This is a genomic window from Wenxinia marina DSM 24838 (assembly GCF_000379485.1).
Taxonomy (GTDB): Bacteria; Pseudomonadota; Alphaproteobacteria; order Rhodobacterales; family Rhodobacteraceae; genus Wenxinia; species Wenxinia marina.
Window position 1 is genome coordinate 40,626 of the sequence record NZ_KB902313.1, and the last position, 16,427, is coordinate 57,052.

Below are 16,427 nucleotides of genomic sequence, written 5' to 3' on the forward strand. Positions count from 1 at the left end.
CTCAGGCGTCTCCGGTGGCGATCGGCAGGTCGGCGTACATGCCCCATTCGGACCACGAGCCGTCGTAGAGGGAATGATCGGTCTTTCCGATCCGGGTCAGGGCGAGCGACAGCACGGCCGCCGTCACGCCCGAGCCGCAGGTGGTGATGGCGGGCTTGGACAGATCCAGGCCCGCGGCCTCGAACACGGCGCGCAGCTCGGCCGGCGGCTTCATCGTGCCGTCCTCGTGCAGCAAGGTGACGAAGGGCACGTTGCGCGCGCCCGGAATGTGGCCCGAGCGCAGGCCCGGCCGTGGCTCGGCCGCCTCGCCGCGAAACCGGGCGGCGGCGCGGGCGTCGATGATCTCGTGCGTGCCGAGCTTGGAGGCGCGGGCGACCTCGGTCACGTCGCGCACCATCTGGTTCTGCCGGGCGACGGTCATGTGGCGGTCGCGGATCTGCGGCGGCGCGCCCGTGACCTCGCGCCCCTCGGCCCGCCATTTGGGCAGGCCGCCGTCGAGCACGGCCACGTTGCGTTGGCCCATCAACTGGAACAGCCACCAGACGCGGGCGGCGCTGAACAGCCCGGCGCCGTCGTAGACGACGACCTGGTGGCCGTCGCCGACGCCCATCGCGCGGACGCGGGACATGAACTTCTCGACCGGCGGCACCATGTGCGGCAGCTCGGACCGGTTATCGCTGACGTCGTCGATGTCGAAGAAGCGGGCGCCGGGGATGTGCGCGGACGCGAACTCGGCCTTCGCGTCGCGGCCGGCGTCCGGCAGGTACCACGAGGCGTCGAGGATCCGCAGGTCGGGGTCGCCGAGATGGTCGGCGAGCCAGCCGGTCGAGACGAGCGTTCGGGGATCGTCGGCGGTGTCGGCCATCATGCACACCCGCGGCTTTCGGTCGCCGTGGTCCCTAGCGTGACGCCCGTGGGGGCGCAAGGTGGCCGTCAGAGGCTCGCCTCGCCGCACAGCGGCCTGGCGAGCATCGCGTGCCGGTCCTCGGGGCCCAGGTCGCGGGACAGGACGTGGGCGAGTTTCGCATAGGCCGCTTCGACACTCATGTCGGCGCCGTCGGCGACGCCCGCCTCGACCAGCAACGCCCCGGCGGCGTAGGTGCCGAGCGCCAGCCGCCCCTGCGGCGCCTGGCTGACCGCGATCACCGGCTTGCCGGCGGCGCGGGCGGCCATGAGGCCGTCCCGCAGCTGCGGCAGGTCCGGCACGGTGCCCGAGCCGTAGCAGCGCAGCACCAGCCCGTCACAGAGCTCCAGCGCCGCGGCGACGAGGCGGCCGGAGACGCCGGGGGCCATGGTGAGGATGCCGATCTCCGGGGCGCGGTAGGGGTGGAGGGTGAGTTTCGGGCCAGACACGCGCGGCGGGCGAGCCTCGTCCGCGGCGGTGAAGGCGTCGTCGGCGCTGGAGTGGCTCTTGCGGACGCGCGCGCCATGGAGCCGCCGGCCGGCGAACTGCACCCACACGCCCGGCGGCGCGAGGAGGGCGGTGTCGAGCGCGTCGCTGAGGTTGCGGGGTCCGTCGCTGCCCGTCTCGCCCAGCGGCCGCATCGCGCCAGTGACGATCACCGGCCGCGCCAGTCCCTCCAGCGCGAAGGCGAGCGCGGCGGCGGTGTGCGCCAGCGTGTCGGTGCCGTGGGTGACGACGAAGCCCTTCGCGGCGTCGTGCCGTGCGGCGATGGCCTCCGCGATCCGGGTCCAGTCGGCCGGGGTCGCGTTCGCGCTGTCGATCAGCGGGTCGAGGCGGGCGATCTCCACCTCGGCGCGCAGCTCGTGTCGTGCGATCAGCCTGGCGACCTCGGCCTCCACCAGCCCCGCCTTCGGCGCATAGCCCCGCGGCGTCCGGGCCATGCCGATCGTCCCGCCGGTATGGATGAGGCACAGGTCCATGTCGCTCCCCTGCGCGGAGGGTGGCAGAGGTGGAGGGGGATGTCATGGGGGGGCGTTCCGAAGGGGGGGTGTGCTTTCCCGCGGGGGAAGAGCAACCCGTCCCGGGCCTGACCCGGGACCCCAGCGCGAGAACAGCTCGCCCACTTCTGCAAGGCCCCGGGTCAAGCCCGGGGCGGGTGACACGGAGACGACGGAGGGCGGCGTCTGGCCGCGGTCGGACGCTCCGACGATGCGGTGGGGGCCCTTCATCCCGCGGGGTAAAAGCAAACCCGTCCCGGGCCTGACCCGGGACCCCAGCGCGAGAACAGCTCGCCCCACTTCTGCAAGGCCCCGGGTCAAGCCCGGGGCGGGTGACAAGGAGACGACGGAGGGCGGCGTCTGGCCGCGGTCGGACGCTCCGACGATGCGGTGGGGGCCCTCTATCCCGCGTTGCCCGGACGACCTCCAGCGTCTCGCAGGGGGCGAGGAAGCGGCTGGCCGGGGGGCGGCCAGACGCTGCCCGGGCCGCTTGCGCGGCTGTTTCCGGGCGGGGGAAGAGCAACCCGTCCCGGGCCTGACCCGGGACCCCGGCGCGAGAACAGCTCGCCCGCTTCTGCAAGGCCCGGGTCAAGCCCGAGGCGGGTGACAAGGAGACGACGGAGGGCGGCGTCTGGCCGCGGTCGGACGCTCCGACGATGCGCTGGGGCCCTTCATTCCGCGGGGCGAAAGCAACCCGCCCCCGGGCCTGACCCGGGACCCCAGCGCGAGAATAGCTCGCCCGCTTCTGCAAGGCCCCGGGTCAAGCCCGGGGCGGGTGACACGGAGACGACGGAGGGCGGCGTCTGGCCGCGGTCGGACGCTCCGACGATGCGGTGGGGGCTCTTTATCCCGCGTTCCCCCGGACGACCTCCAGCGTCTCGCAGGGGGTGAGGAAGCGTCTGGCCGGGGGGCGGCCAGACGCTGCCCGGGCCGCTTGTGCGGCTGATTCCGGGCGGGGGGAGGGATTGCATGATGGGGCGCGACCCGCCGGTGGCGGGCGTGGTGGGTTGCACCCACCCTACGGGGCGGCGATGTCGCCTTTCGCGGGGGTGTCCCGTGATCGGTCGACGCCGGGGGTCTGGCCCCCTCCCCGGGCCGCCGCTAGGGTCGCGCCCACCGTCCGTCCGAAGATCATGATCCTCCAGCTCGCCCTCGGCACCGTCATGATGACGCTCACCCTGCTCGCCATCGGCGTCGGGTTCTGGGCCATCGAGCTGTGGCTGGCGCGGTCGCGGGACTGGCTGGTGCGGCCGCCGCACCGGCCGCGGCTGCTGGCGGCGCTGGGCGTGCTGGGGGCCTGGGTCATCGCCGAGATGACGGTCGCGGTCTGGGCCTGGGCGCTGCTGTTCCTGGCGCTCGGCCTGTTCGACCACGTCGAGCCGGCGGTCTACTTCGCGCTCGTCGTCTTCACCACGCTCGGCTTCGGCGACATCATCCTCGGCCACGACGAATGGCGCCTGCTGTCCGGCCTCGCCGCCGCCAACGGCCTGCTCTCCTTCGGCGTGATGACCGCGCTGCTGGTCGAGGGCGTCCGGGGCATCCGGGTGGACCAGATGGCGGCGGACGAGGCGCGGCGGTGAGCCGGCCGGTCCTGTCCAACGCCCGCGCCCGGCGGTTGTTCATGGCGCGGCACGGTCTGCTGGTGCCGGAGGGCGGGCCGGGGCGCGGGGCGGATCTGGCGCGGGTGATCGACGGCATCGGCTTCGTCCAGCTGGACAGCGTGAACACCGTCGCCCGGGCGCACGACATGATCCTGTGGGCGCGGCGCGGGCAGTACCGGCCGCGGGCGCTGGACCGGCTGCTCGCCGACCGCGCGCTGTTCGAGCAGATGACGCACGACGCCTCGGCCGTGCCGATGGCGCGCTATCCGCTGTTCCGGCACAAGTTCGCCCGCGACCGCGAGCGGCTGCCGGCGAAGCTGTCGCAGTGGCAGAGCCACGAGTTCCTGCACGAGACCGAGCGCGTGCTGGCCCAGATCGCCGAGCGCGGGCCCTGCACCACGTCCGAGGCCGGGCCCGAGGGCACCGCCGGCAAGGGCGGCGGCTGGTGGGACTGGCATCCCTCGCGGACCGCGCTGGAGTTCCTGTGGCGCACCGGGCAGATCGCGGTGACGCGGCGGGATGCGTTCCGCAAGGTCTACGACCTGACAGAGCGGGTTATCCCGGCGGAGGTCCTCGGCCAGCGCGTCGATTGCGTGGACGGGGCGATGGAATGGGCGCTGGACCGGCTGGGGTTCGGCACGCACAGCGACCTCGTCGCCTTCTCGATGATCCCGACCTACCCCGAGGGCCGCGCCTGGGCCGAGGCGGCGCTGGCGGACGGGCGGGTGGAGGAGATCGCGGTCGAGGGCGCGGACGGGCGGCTGAAACCGGCGCTGGCGCGCCCCGGTCTGCTGGACGAGGCGGCGGACCTGCCGGACCCGCCGGGGCGGGTGCGGGTGCTGTCGCCGTTCGATCCGATGCTGCGCGACCGGGCGCGGGCCGAGCGGCTGTTCGGCTTCGCCTACCGGATCGAGATCTTCGTGCCCGAGCCGAAGCGGCTGTACGGGTACTACGTCTTTCCGGTGTGGGAGGGCGACCGCGCGATCGGCCGGATCGACATGAAGCGCGCGGGAGGCACGCTGGCGGTGCGGGCGTTCTGGACCGAGCCGGGGGTCCGGCCCGGCCGGGGCCGGCTGGCGCGGCTGGCGGCGGAACTCGAGCGGATGGCACGGTTCGCGGGCTGCGACGGGGTGGCCTACGCCGACGGGTGGCTGCGGCAGGGGGACGGGCGAATCCGAATTCCTTGAGGAATTCGGAACGAAAGCCGATGCGGCTTTCGACGCGAAGTCCGGAACGGACTTTGCCGCGCCGCTTGTGACGCGGGCGGCGGTGGCCTATCTCGGCCGGCATGGCCAAGGACAAGGGCAATCCGAACTACAAGGTCGTCGCCGAGAACCGGCGCGCGCGCTACGACTTCGCCATCGAGGAGGATCTCGAGGTCGGCATCGTGCTGACCGGGTCGGAGGTGAAGTCGCTGCGCACCGGCCAGTCCAACATCGCCGAGAGCTATGCCGAGGTGAAGGGCGGCGAGCTGTGGCTGGTGAACGGCTACGTCGCGCCCTACGAGCAGGCGATGTTCGGCCACGAGGAGCGGCGGCGGCGCAAGCTCCTGGCGTCCAAGCGCGAGATCGCGCGGATGTGGAACGCGACCGAGCGGCAGGGCTACACGCTGGTGCCGCTGGTGATGTACTTCAACGACCGCGGCATCGTGAAGCTGAAGATCGCGACGGCGAAGGGCAAGAAGGTCCACGACAAGCGCGAGACCTCTGCCAAGCGGGACTGGAACCGGCAGAAGCAGCGGCTTCTGAAGGAGAACGGGTAGAGGGAACGCCCGCCCCGGGCCCGGGGCCTTGCGGACCCGGGATCTTGCGGCATTGAGCCTGACCCATCGTGGTCCCGGCTCAGGGCTGGGACGGGTCGCTTCTCCTTGCCATACGCCGAAATTCGTTCCCGCCCGGAATCAGCGGCGCAAGCCGCCCGGGCAGCGTCTGGCCACCCCCGGCCAGACGCTTCCTCGCCACCTGAGAGACGGTCGAGGTCGTGCGGGGGTGGCGGGATGAAGCGCCTCGACCTTTACGTCGGAGCGTCCGTCCGCGGCCAGACGCCGCCCTCCGGAGCGCTCGGGAATGCCCGATGATGGGGTTGGACCCCATCCTGCAGCGCCGCCGGAGGAGGGTCGGCCCACCCCGGCGCCCACCCCTCCCCGGACAACAAAAAAACCCGGGCACCGAGGTGCCCGGGGGAGTTTGCGAATGGCTGACAGGAAGGAGGGTCAGCCTTTCGAGAACTCGGGGTAGGCCTCCATCCCCAGCTCGGCCATGTCGAGACCCATGACCTCGTCCTCCTCGCTGACCCGGATGCCCATGAGGCCCTTGAGGACCACCCAGACGACCAGGCTGACGACGAAGACGAACACGCCGACGATGATGATCGACAGAAGCTGCCCGCCGATCGTGGCGTCGCCGTTGGTCAGGACGACCGCGAGCGTGCCCCAGATGCCGGCGAACAGGTGGACCGGGATGGCGCCGACGACGTCGTCGATCTTGAGCCGGTCGAGGAACGGCACCGCGAACACCACGATCACGCCGCCGACCATGCCGATCAGCGTCGCCGCGCCGAGGCTCGGCGTCAGCGGCTCGGCGGTGATCGAAACGAGACCCGCCAGCGCGCCGTTCAGCACCATCGTCAGATCCGGCTTCTTGTAGAGAAGCTGGGTCAGGATCAGCGCCGCGATCGCTCCGCCCGCCGCCGCCGTGTTGGTATTGGCGAAGATGCGGGAGATGTCGGCCACGTTGCCGGAGGTGTCCATGTAGAGCTGCGAGCCGCCGTTGAACCCGAACCAGCCGAGCCACAGGATGAACGTGCCCAGCGTGGCGAGCGGCAGGTTGGCGCCCATGAACGGGATCGTCCGGCCGTCACGGTACTTGCCGATGCGCGGGCCGAGGATCAGCGCGCCCGCCAGGGCCGCCCAGCCTCCGACCGAGTGCACCACGGTGGAGCCGGCGAAGTCGAGGAAGCCGAGCTCGGCGTCGAGGTAGCCGCCGCCCCACTTCCAGCTGGCCTGGATCGGGTAGATCAGGCCGGTGAGGATCACCGTGAAGATCAGGAACGGCCACAGCTTGATCCGCTCGGCCAGGGTGCCCGAGACGATCGATGCGGTGGTCGCGCAGAACATCAGCTGGAAGTAGAAGTCCGAGCCGACCGAGGCGTAGGTGAGGTCGGTCTCGGTTTCGGCGAGGCCCACCGGCTCCAGCCCGGTGATCGCGAAGGCGCCGAGCCAGTTCGAGATCGTCCAGCCGTCGCCCGGATACATCAGGTTGTAGCCGATCAGATAGTACATGATCGCCGCGATGCTGAAGAGCGAGACGTTCTTCAGAAGCTGCATCGTCGTGTTCTTCTGCCGCACCAGCCCGGCTTCGAGCATCGTGAAACCGGCGGCCATCCACATCACGAGGAAGCCGCAGACGAGGAACATGAAGGTGGTGAAGATGTAGCCGATCTCGTCGTTCGTCGGCGTGCCGTCCACTTCGGCAGCATCGGCGCCGCCCATCTCGGGTGCGCCCTCGGGCGCGTCGGTGATGTCGTCGGCGGCCGCCTCGATGGCGTCGCCGGTTTCTTCGACCGCGTCGCCGGTGGCCTCGGCCGCGTCCTCGACGGCCTCGCCGGCATCCTCGGCCGCGTCTTCGGTCGCCGCCTCGGCGTCGTCGACCGCCTCCTCGGTGGCGGTGTCGGTATCCTGGGCCATCACCGCGTGCGGTGCGGCGAGGCCCGCGCCCAGCGCCAGGATCAGCGCGAAGAGCCAGAGCTTCAGTTTCGTCATGCGTTCCATTCCACTAGTCCCCCGTCGCGATCAGAGCGCGTCGTCGTTGAGTTCGCCGGTGCGCACGCGCAGCGCGCTCTCGACGTCGAGGACGAAGACCTTGCCGTCGCCGATCTTGTCGGTCTTCGCCGTCTGGGCGATGGTCGAGACGACCTGGTCGGCCATCGCCGCGGGCACGACGATCTCCAGCTTGATCTTCGGTACGAAGTTCACGGCGTATTCGGCGCCCCGGTAGATCTCGGTGTGGCCGGACTGCGAGCCGAAGCCCTTGATCTCGGTCACCATCATGCCGCGCACGCCGATGGAGGTGAGCGCCTCGCGCACCTCCTCGAGCTTGAACGGCTTGATCGTTGCGATGATGAGTTTCACGTTCTTCCCCTTGCTCAGGTCGCGTCAGCGGGCAGTCAGTCCCCATGGGAAGGCACAGGAAGGTGCGCCCTCTTGGCGGTCACAAGGAAAGGAAGCGCGGAGCGGGACAAGCCGTGGCGGCCCTTGCCGGGCATGGCCCTGAGGCAGACTTGCACATTTTTTGCACATATCCGGATGGACGCCTAATTTCCGGGCGATCAAGAAAACGCCGGGCGCGGCCATTGCATCTCTACATTCGCTCGCGGCGCGCCTATCCTTGCGCGACACGGCACAAGACCGGCAGGCGGAGCAGATGAGCGGAAACGGCAAGCGGACCCTCGTGGCGGACCGGCGCCACACCTCTGGCGGAGGCGCGGGCGCGACGCCGCGCAAGGCGGCGGAGGGCGGCGGGCGCCGGTCGGGCGGCGGCTCCGGGAACGGCTCGGGCGGCGGACCGCGCAAGCCGCGCCGGCAGCCGGCGCCCCGGCGGCGACGGAGTCCCCTCGGGATGCTGGTCGCCGCGATCCTCCTGCCGTTCCGGCTGGCCTGGAAGCTCGCCTGGCGCGCCGGCGTCGTGGTCGCGGTCTTCATCGCCCTCGGCATCGCCTACTACGCCTCCACCATGCCGCCGATCGAGGAGCGGGTGGACGGGCGCGCCCGCGGATCGGTCACGCTGATGGACCGCAACGGCCAGACCTTCGCCTGGCGAGGGGAGCAGTTCGGGGGCATGGTCACCGCCTCGACCGTCAGCCCGCACCTGCGCAACGCCGTCATCGCGACCGAGGACCGCCGCTTCTACTGGCATCCGGGGGTCGATCCGGTCGGCACCGCGGCGGCGATGTACCGCAACGTGAACGAAGGGCGCGGCCCGCTCGAGGGGCAGGGCGGCTCGTCGATCACCCAGCAGACCGCGAAACTCCTCTGCCGCGGGACCGAGTTCGATCCCCAGCGGTGGGAGACCGAACGCGCCTACGAGGACGACTGCCGGCGCACCACCCTGTGGCGCAAGGTGCAGGAGGCGGTCTACGCGCTTGCGATGGAGGTCCGCTACACCAAGGAAGAGATCCTCACGATCTACATGAACCGCGCCTACCTCGGCGCCGGCAGCCGCGGCTTCGAGGCGGCGGCGCAGCGCTATTTCGGCAAGTCCGCGGCCGAGGTCAGCCCGGCCGAGGCGGCGATGCTCGCGGGACTCCTGCGGGCGCCGTCGGCCTACGCGCCGACCTCGAACCTGCAGCGCGCACAGGACCGCGCGAACGTGGTGATCGGCCTGATGCAGGAGCAGGGCTACCTCTCCGCCTCGGCCGCCCAGGAAGCGCGCACCAACCCGGCGCGCCTGTCGTCCGAGGCGCAGCAGGATTCGGGCGGCTTCTTCGCCGACTGGGTGATGGACACCGGGCCCGAGTTCTTCACCCGCGACACGACCGAGGACGTGGTGATCCGCACCACGCTGGACCCGCGGATCCAGGCGGCGGCGGAAGAGGCGCTGATCCACGTGTTCGAGACCCAGGTACGGGACGGGTCCGACGCGCAGGCCGCCATCGTGGTGATGAGCGCCGACGGCGCGGTCCGCGCCATGGTCGGCGGGCGCAACATAGACGCGACCGGCGCCTTCAACCGCGCGACCCAGGCGCTGCGGCAGACCGGCTCGTCATTCAAGCCGTTCGTCTACGCCGCCGCGCTCGACATGGGGATGACGCCGCTCGACACGGTCGAGGACCGGCCGCTGACCATCGACATCCCGGGCTCGGGCCCGTGGACGCCGGACAACTACGACCACGAGTTCCACGGCACGATCACCCTTCTGGAGGCGCTGCAGGAGAGCCGGAACATCCCCGCCGTCCGCCTCGCCCGGCAGGTGGGCCTGCAGAACGTCGTCACGGTGGCCGAGATGTTCGGCATCGCCCACGACCTGCGGGCGGTGCCGTCGATGGCGCTGGGTGCCAACGAATCGACCCTGCTGGAGATGACGGGCGCCTATGCCGGCATCCTCAACGGCGGCTCGTCGGTGACGCCCTACGGCCTTGTCGAGCTGCGGCTGCAGGGCGACCCGGAGCCGATCATGGGCCAGGGCGGCGGCATCGGCGAGCGGGTCATCCAGGAGCATGCCGCGCGGGAGCTGGTCTGGATGATGTACAACGTCGTCGAGAACGGCACCGGCCGGCGCGCCCGCGTCGACGGCCACCAGATCGCCGGCAAGACCGGCACGACCTCGGCCGCGCGGGATGCGTGGTTCATCGGCTTCTCGGGCGAGTACGTGGCGGGCGTCTGGATGGGCTACGACAACAACACGCCGCTCAGCGGCGTCACCGGCTCCGGCCTGCCGGCGGAGATCTGGCGCGAGACGATGGCGCGGGTGCTCGCAGGGCAGATCCCCGTGCCGCTGCCGATGGACCGGCCGACGGCGCCGAGCGGCGTGGTCGCCGGCGCGACCGACCCGGCGCTCGACGCCGCGCTGCGCGAGGCGTTCGGCGAACCGGTCGCGGCACCGCCACCGCCGGCCGGCACAGACGGGACCGACGACGCGCTGATGGACGTCCTGTCGAACATCCTGTCGGGGAACTAGTCCGCCGCGTCGTCCGGACCGGCGGCCCCCGCCGCGCCGGGCTCCACCGGAACCGTGTCGTCGGGACAGCGGTCGTAGCGGAACGCATAGCCGTTCCAGATCATGAAGAGGCCGTCGCGGTCCGGCGTGTGCATCAGCATCGCCCGCTCGGTCCATGCCTCGCCGCCGGCCGCGCACTCCATGGTGTAGAGCGTCGCGTCCATGTCCACGACGTCGACCGGCAGAGTCATCAGGCACTGACTGCCGACACCCTCGAAGACGCCGTCCGCGATGCGGACGCTGCCGCCATCGGCGCCGACGAGGGCGCAGTCGGCGTTCTCGGCCTGTCGGTAGATGCCGTCGTAGGGCTCCGCCGCGGCGGACGCGGGGAGGAGGGCGAGGGCGAGGGCCGCGCCCCGCATCAGCCCTGCGGCAGCTCGGCGTGGAACTCGAGTTGCAGCGGCGACCGACCCCGGAGCAGGAGCCGCGTCTGCCGACAGCAGGACCGCCACGCCGCCTGCGGAATTCGGCCCCGGAGCCGGGGCGCGGAAAGGAAATCCTTCGCTCTTCATCGTATCCTGCGTTAGACAGGAGGCTGCCGCGAAACTCAATTGCAGCAGCGCAACAGGTGGTGCCATCGGCACCGGGAATCGATTTGAACCCTTCGTCCGCCTCGTCCATGCCGGCGAGCCGAGACGGTCGCAAAGGCGAGAGTACGCTCATGGCACAGGATCCCGCCAAACTCGGTGCCGCGGAGCTGAAGGCCGCACGACGCGAAAGCAGGGGGCTCTACGTCGCCGTCGGCCTGTTCAGCCTGCTCGTCAACATGCTGATGCTGACGGGTCCTCTGTACATGCTCAACGTCTATGACAGGGTCCTCGGCTCGCAGTCGGTCGAGACGCTGATCGGCCTGACGATCCTCGTGGCGTACCTGTTCGGGATGATGGCCCTGCTCGACGTCGTGCGGACGCGGGTGATGGGCCGGATCGCGGCGCGTTTCCAGGCACGGCTCGACCAGCGGGTCTTCGATGCGCAGATCCGCGGCGCGGCCCATCCTCAGGTCCATGCCGAAGCGTCGAGCGGCCTGCGCGACCTGTCCTCGTTGCAGCGCCTCCTGGCTTCTCCGGCCCTGATGGCCCTGTTCGACCTGCCCTTCGCCCCGCTCTTCTTCTTCGGGATCTTCCTGTTCCACCCCTGGCTCGGATATCTAGGGCTCGCGTCTGCCGTCATTCTCGTCGCGCTCGCCATCATCAACCAGGCCGTGTCACGACACCCGCTCGAGACGGCCAACAACACGACCGTGCGGGCCGAGATGATGGGCAACCAGATCCGCCAGGAGGCGGAACTGGTCCAGGCGCTGGGGATGCGGCGGTCCGCCTTCAACCGCTGGAACGATGCCCGAGCCCGATCGCTCACCAGCAGCCTGCGCGCCACCGACACCACCGGCAGCTTCTCGTCGTCGATCAAGTCGTTCCGGCTGTTCGTGCAGTCCGCGATGCTGGGCCTCGGCGCCTTTCTCGTGCTGCAGGGCGAGATGACGTCGGGCGCGATGATCGCGGGCTCGATCCTGCTCGGGCGGGCCCTGGCGCCGATCGAGATGATCGTGAACCAGGCCTCGGTGTTCGAACGGGCCCGCGAGGGGTGGCGCAACCTGTCCGTCCTGCTCGGCACCATCCGGCCGGAGCCGCCGCGCACCGCCCTGCCCCGGCCGAAGGCGCGGCTCGCGGTGGAGCAGCTGACCCTCGTCATTCCGGGCGAGACCCAGGCCACGCTCAGGATGATCTCGTTCAAGGTCGAGCCGGGCCAGGCGGTGGGCGTGATCGGCCTGTCGGGGTCCGGGAAATCCACGCTGGCGCGGGCGCTCACCGGGTACTATCGACCCGCGGCGGGGAGCATCCGGCTCGACGGCGCCGCGCTCGACCAGTACGACCCCGAGACGCTCGGCACCTACATCGGCTACCTGCCCCAGCGCGTCACGCTGTTCGACGGCACGATTCGCGACAATATCGCCCGTCTCTCGCCGCAACCGGACGACGCGGAGGTGGTCAAGGCGGCGCAGCGCGCCGCGGCCCACGATCTGATCCTGAACCTGCCCGACGGATACGACACCCGCGTCACCGCCCTCGGCGGACGTCTGTCGGGCGGGCAGATCCAGCGCATCGGCCTCGCCCGGGCGATGTACGGCAACCCCGAGGTGATCGTCCTCGACGAGCCGAACTCGAACCTCGACAACGACGGCAGCCTCGCGCTCAACCAGGCGATCCGGGCGCTGAAGCAGGAGGGCAAGACAATCCTCATCATGGCGCACCGCCCGGCGGCGATCCAGGAATGCGACCTGCTTCTGGTTCTCGAGAACGGTACGCGCCGGGCCTTCGGCCCGCGGGAAGAGGTCCTTCGCTCGATGGTCAAGAACCACCAGGAAATCCAGGCCGGCGGAGCGGGAGGCGTGTCATGAGCCAGCTTGCCACCAATCCTGCGCGCCCCTCCGCAGACGAAGGCCGCTTCGGTGCTGCGGGACCCCTGATCGTCGGGTTCCTCGGCGTGCTGCTGCTGGTCGGCGGGCTCGGCGGCTGGTCGGTCTACGCCCGGATCGCCGGCGCGGTCATCGCGTCGGGACAGATCGTCGTCGACCAGAACCGGCAGACGGTCCAGAACCTCGACGGCGGCATCGTGGACGAGGTCCTGGTCCGCGAGGGCACCGAGGTCGAGGCCGGCGAGGTGATGATCCGTCTGCGCGCCGACGACATCGTCTCGGAGCTCGCCGTGGTCGAGGGTCAGCTGTTCGAGGTGCTGGCCCGGGCCGGCCGCTTCGAGGCGGAGCGGGACGATGCCGAAAGCATCACGTTCGACGAGCTTCTTCTCGAGACCGACAATCCGGTCGCGGCCGAGCTGATGGAGGGGCAGGCCCGCCTGTTCGAGGCCCGCCGCGACACCTATGCCTCCCAGGCCGAGCAGCTGACCCGGCGGCGCGAACAGATCGATTCGCAGATCGAGGGGATCCGCGCGCAGCAGGCGGCCCTGAACGAGCAGCTCTCCCTCATCGACGAGGAACTGACGGACCAGCAGGGGCTTCTCGACCGCGGCCTCGCCCAGGCGAGCCGCGTCCTGGCCCTGCGGCGCGAGGCCGCCAGCCTCGCCGGCCGCGTCGGCGAGCTGACCGCCGCCATCGCGCAGGCCGAGGGGCGGATCACCGAGACCGACATCGAGATCATCCGTCTCGGCGTCGATCGCCGGGAGGAGTCGATCACCCGCCTCCGCGACCTGCAGTTCAACCAGATCGAGCTGAGCGAGCGGCGCCGCACCCTCACCCGGCAGCTCGAGCGGCTGGAAATCCGCGCGCCCGTGGCGGGTACGGTGTACGGCCTGCAGGTGTTCGGGCCGGGCGCTGTCATCCGTCCGGCCGAGCCGATCCTGTCCATCGTGCCGTCCGACCGCCCGCTGATCATCGCGTCTCAGGTTTCGCCCAACGACATCGACCAGGTGTTCCCCGGCCAGCAGGTGCTGCTGCGCTTCCCCGCGCTCGACAGCCGCCGCACGCCGGAGCTGTTCGGCGAGCTGATCCGCGTCTCGCCCGACGCCTTCACCGACGAGGCGTCGCGCCGGTCCTACTACCGCGCCGAAATCTCTCTCAGCGAGGGCGAGCTCGACAAGCTGCCTGAGGACATCAACCTGATCCCGGGCATGCCGGTCGAGGCCTTCCTCGCCACCGCGAACCGCTCGCCGCTCGATTTCATCATGAAGCCGATGTACGACTACTTCGCGAAAGCGTTCCGCGAGAGCTGAGCGCGCGTGTATCGACGGCGAAGGGGACGGCATGGCCGACACGATCGAAGACAGGCTGGGCGCGATGGGGCTGTCGCTGCCGGACGCTCCGGCGCCGGCGGCGAATTACGTGCCGTTCGTCGTCACCGGCGACCTGGTGTGGGTGTCGGGCCAGATCTCGGCCGGGCCGGAGGGGCCGCTGCGCGGCAAGCTTGGCGCCGACATGGACGTGGCGGCCGGCGCGGACGCGGCGCGCAGCTGTGCGCTGTCGCTGCTGGCGCAGGTGCGCCGGGCCTGCGAGGGCGACCTGTCGCGGCTGAAGCGGGTGGTGAAGCTGACCGGCTTCGTCAATTCCACCGCCGACTTCACCGACCAGCCCAAGGTGGTGAACGGCGCCTCGGACCTGCTGGTCGAGCTGCTGGGCGACGCCGGCCGGCACGCCCGGTCCGCCGTCTCGGCCGCCTCGCTGCCGCTCGGCGTCGCGGTCGAGATCGAGGGCGTGTTCCAGATCGCATGAGCCGCGTGCCCCTGCCGCAGGCGTTCCTGCGGCGTCCGATCGCGCACCGCGCGTACCATGACCGCGCCGCCGGCCGGCCCGAAAACTCGGCCGAGGCGATCCGCGCGGCGGTGGAGGCGGGCTACGGGATCGAGGTGGACGTGCAACTGACCGAAGACGGCGCGGCGGTGGTGTTCCACGATGACGACCTGAAGCGCCTGACCGGCGTCGCCGGACCCGTCCGGGGCAGGACCGCGAGCGCGCTCGCGGATCTGCCCCTGCTCGGCGGCACGACGGGGGCGCCGACGCTGGTCGAGGCCCTGGGCCTCGTGCAGGGTCGGGTGCCGCTGCTGGTCGAGATCAAGGACCAGGACGGCGCCATGAGCGCGGGAGGCGTCGGTCCGCTGGAGGAGGCGACGGCGCGGGCGCTGCACGGCTACGAGGGCGAGGTGGCTGTCATGTCGTTCAATCCGCACAGCGTCGCCGCGATGGCCGACCTTGCGCCGGACGTTCCCCGCGGCCTGACCACCTCCGCCTACGACCCGGACGGCTGGCCGACGCTGCCGGCGGGGGTGCGGGACCGTCTCCGCGGCATACCGGACTACGACGGCACCGGCGCCTCCTTCATCAGCCACGAGGCCGCCGACCTGTCCCGCCCGCGGGTGGCGGAGCTGAAGGCGGCGGGCGCCGCGATCCTCACCTGGACCATCCGCTCGGCCGCGGCGGAGCGGGCGGCGCGGGCGGTCGCGGACAATGTCACGTTCGAGGGATACCCCGCTTGACCCCGCGCCGTGGCGGGCCACCCTTGGCCGCCATGGATCAGCCCGTGATCGAGATCACCGCCCATTCGAGCCTCGCCGAAATCGGCCCCGCCGACTGGGACGCCTGCGCCTGCCCCGAGGCGGCGGACGGCGGCCGGCCGCGCGATCCGTTCACGACCTACCGCTTCCTGTCGGCGCTGGAGGACAGCGGATCCGTCGGGACCGGGACCGGCTGGCAGCCGCGCTACCTCGCCGCGCGCACCACCGAGGGCGAGACGATCGCCGTCGCGCCGCTGTACGCCAAGGCGCACAGCCAGGGCGAATACATGTTCGACCACAACTGGGCGCACGCCTACGAGCAGGCGGGCGGGCGCTATTACCCCAAGCTGCAGATCGCGGTGCCCTTCACCCCCGCCACCGGCCGCCGGTTCCTCACCCGGCCGGGCCACGAGGCGGACGGGATGGCGGCGCTGGTCCAAGGCGCAGTTCAGATCGCCGCGGACAACCGGCTGAGCAGCGTCCACGCGACCTTCTGCACCGAGGCCGAGGCGCTGGCGGGTGCGCAGATGGGCCTGCTGCACCGCACCTCGCAGCAGTTCCACTGGGAGAACCGGGGCTACGCGACCTTCGACGACTTCCTCGGGCAGCTCTCGTCCCGCAAGCGCAAGGCGATCCGGCGCGAGCGGCGGGACGCGCAGGCCTTCGGGGGCGAGATCGTCAGCCTCACCGGCGACGACATCCGCGAAGAGCACTGGGACGCGTTCTGGCGATTCTACCAGGACACCGGCGCGCGCAAATGGGGATCGCCCTACCTGACCCGCCGCTTCTTCCACCTCGCGCATGAACGGCTGCGGGACGACCTGCTGCTGGTCCTCGCGATCCGCGACGGCCGCCCGGTCGCCGGCGCGCTGAACGCCATCGGCCGCGACACCCTGTTCGGCCGCTACTGGGGCTGCACCGAGCATCATCCGTTCCTGCATTTCGAGCTGTGCTACTACCAGGCGATCGACTTCGCGATCGCCCACGGCCTCAGGGTCGAGGCCGGCGCGCAGGGCGAGCACAAGCTGGCGCGGGGCTACATGCCCCACGTCACCCATTCGCTGCACTGGATCGGCGACCCCGGCTTCCGCGACGCGGTGGAACGGTATCTGCAGGCCGAGCGCGAGGCGGTGACCGAGGAGATCGGCATCCTCGCCAGCTATGGCCCGTTCAAGCGGATGACGATCGAGGAACAGGACTGACGGAGACCCGA

At 71.0% G+C, this 16,427-nt stretch carries 14 protein-coding genes; 9 read left to right on the forward strand and 5 right to left on the reverse strand.

Annotated elements, in window-relative coordinates:
* Nucleotide 1: 1 nt before the first annotated feature.
* Together sseA and A37W_RS0117465 are read right to left on the reverse strand one after the other, a co-directional pair.
* Nucleotides 2-868, reverse strand: coding sequence for a 3-mercaptopyruvate sulfurtransferase (gene sseA, locus A37W_RS0117460; protein ID WP_018304338.1), 867 nt, complete (start codon nt 866-868; stop codon nt 2-4).
* 65 nt (nt 869-933) lie between these two features.
* On the reverse strand, nt 934-1,884 hold the full coding sequence (locus A37W_RS0117465) for an asparaginase (protein WP_018304339.1): 951 nt from the start codon (nt 1,882-1,884) through the stop codon (nt 934-936).
* A 1,151-nt stretch (nt 1,885-3,035) separates the two neighbouring features.
* Here A37W_RS0117465 and A37W_RS0117470 point away from each other — a divergent pair.
* From A37W_RS0117470 to smpB, 3 genes are all read left to right on the forward strand, one after another.
* Entirely contained in the window at nt 3,036-3,482 is a 447-nt protein-coding gene (locus tag A37W_RS0117470) for a potassium channel family protein (RefSeq protein WP_018304340.1), read from the forward strand.
* On the forward strand, nt 3,479-4,690 hold the full coding sequence (locus tag A37W_RS0117475; protein WP_018304341.1) for a winged helix-turn-helix domain-containing protein: 1,212 nt from the start codon (nt 3,479-3,481) through the stop codon (nt 4,688-4,690). Before A37W_RS0117470 ends, A37W_RS0117475 begins: the two co-directional genes overlap by 4 nt.
* A gap of 101 nt (nt 4,691-4,791) precedes the next feature.
* Complete coding sequence (gene smpB, locus A37W_RS0117480; protein WP_018304342.1) at nt 4,792-5,265, forward strand: SsrA-binding protein SmpB; 474 nt, start codon at nt 4,792-4,794, stop codon at nt 5,263-5,265.
* A gap of 450 nt (nt 5,266-5,715) precedes the next feature.
* Here smpB and A37W_RS0117485 read toward each other — a convergent pair whose 3' ends face one another.
* Together A37W_RS0117485 and A37W_RS0117490 are read right to left on the reverse strand one after the other, a co-directional pair.
* On the reverse strand, nt 5,716-6,993 hold the full coding sequence (locus A37W_RS0117485; protein ID WP_047772162.1) for an ammonium transporter: 1,278 nt from the start codon (nt 6,991-6,993) through the stop codon (nt 5,716-5,718).
* 300 nt (nt 6,994-7,293) lie between these two features.
* Nucleotides 7,294-7,632: a P-II family nitrogen regulator gene (locus A37W_RS0117490; RefSeq protein ID WP_018304344.1), complete on the reverse strand. Its 339-nt coding sequence runs from the start codon at nt 7,630-7,632 to the stop codon at nt 7,294-7,296.
* 292 nt (nt 7,633-7,924) lie between these two features.
* Here A37W_RS0117490 and A37W_RS0117495 point away from each other — a divergent pair, with 292 nt between their 5' ends.
* The gene (locus tag A37W_RS0117495) at nt 7,925-10,177 is read left to right on the forward strand and encodes a transglycosylase domain-containing protein (RefSeq protein ID WP_018304345.1); all 2,253 of its coding nucleotides are present in this window, start codon (nt 7,925-7,927) and stop codon (nt 10,175-10,177) included.
* Here the strand turns inward: A37W_RS0117495 and A37W_RS0117500 are convergent.
* Nucleotides 10,174-10,578, reverse strand: a complete 405-nt coding sequence (locus A37W_RS0117500) for a hypothetical protein (protein ID WP_018304346.1) — start codon at nt 10,576-10,578, stop codon at nt 10,174-10,176. The genes A37W_RS0117495 and A37W_RS0117500 overlap by 4 nt on opposite strands.
* A gap of 299 nt (nt 10,579-10,877) precedes the next feature.
* Between A37W_RS0117500 and A37W_RS0117505 the strand changes: the two genes are divergently transcribed.
* From A37W_RS0117505 to A37W_RS0117525, 5 genes are read left to right on the forward strand one after another with little or no spacing between them, the layout of a single operon-like run.
* Nucleotides 10,878-12,611 carry a type I secretion system permease/ATPase gene (locus tag A37W_RS0117505; protein ID WP_018304347.1) on the forward strand — a complete coding sequence of 578 codons (1,734 nt, stop codon included), beginning with the start codon at nt 10,878-10,880 and terminating at the stop codon, nt 12,609-12,611.
* Complete coding sequence (locus A37W_RS0117510) at nt 12,608-13,939, forward strand: HlyD family type I secretion periplasmic adaptor subunit (RefSeq protein WP_018304348.1); 1,332 nt, start codon at nt 12,608-12,610, stop codon at nt 13,937-13,939. Before A37W_RS0117505 ends, A37W_RS0117510 begins: the two co-directional genes overlap by 4 nt.
* Before the next feature lie 31 nt (nt 13,940-13,970).
* Nucleotides 13,971-14,435, forward strand: a complete 465-nt coding sequence (locus A37W_RS0117515) for a RidA family protein (RefSeq protein WP_018304349.1) — start codon at nt 13,971-13,973, stop codon at nt 14,433-14,435.
* Nucleotides 14,432-15,196: a glycerophosphodiester phosphodiesterase family protein gene (locus tag A37W_RS0117520; protein ID WP_018304350.1), complete on the forward strand. Its 765-nt coding sequence runs from the start codon at nt 14,432-14,434 to the stop codon at nt 15,194-15,196. Before A37W_RS0117515 ends, A37W_RS0117520 begins: the two co-directional genes overlap by 4 nt.
* Nucleotides 15,197-15,228: 32 nt before the next feature.
* A complete protein-coding gene (locus A37W_RS0117525) occupies nt 15,229-16,416 on the forward strand; it encodes a GNAT family N-acetyltransferase (RefSeq protein WP_018304351.1) in 1,188 nt (395 codons plus the stop codon).
* Nucleotides 16,417-16,427: the final 11 nt, after the last annotated feature.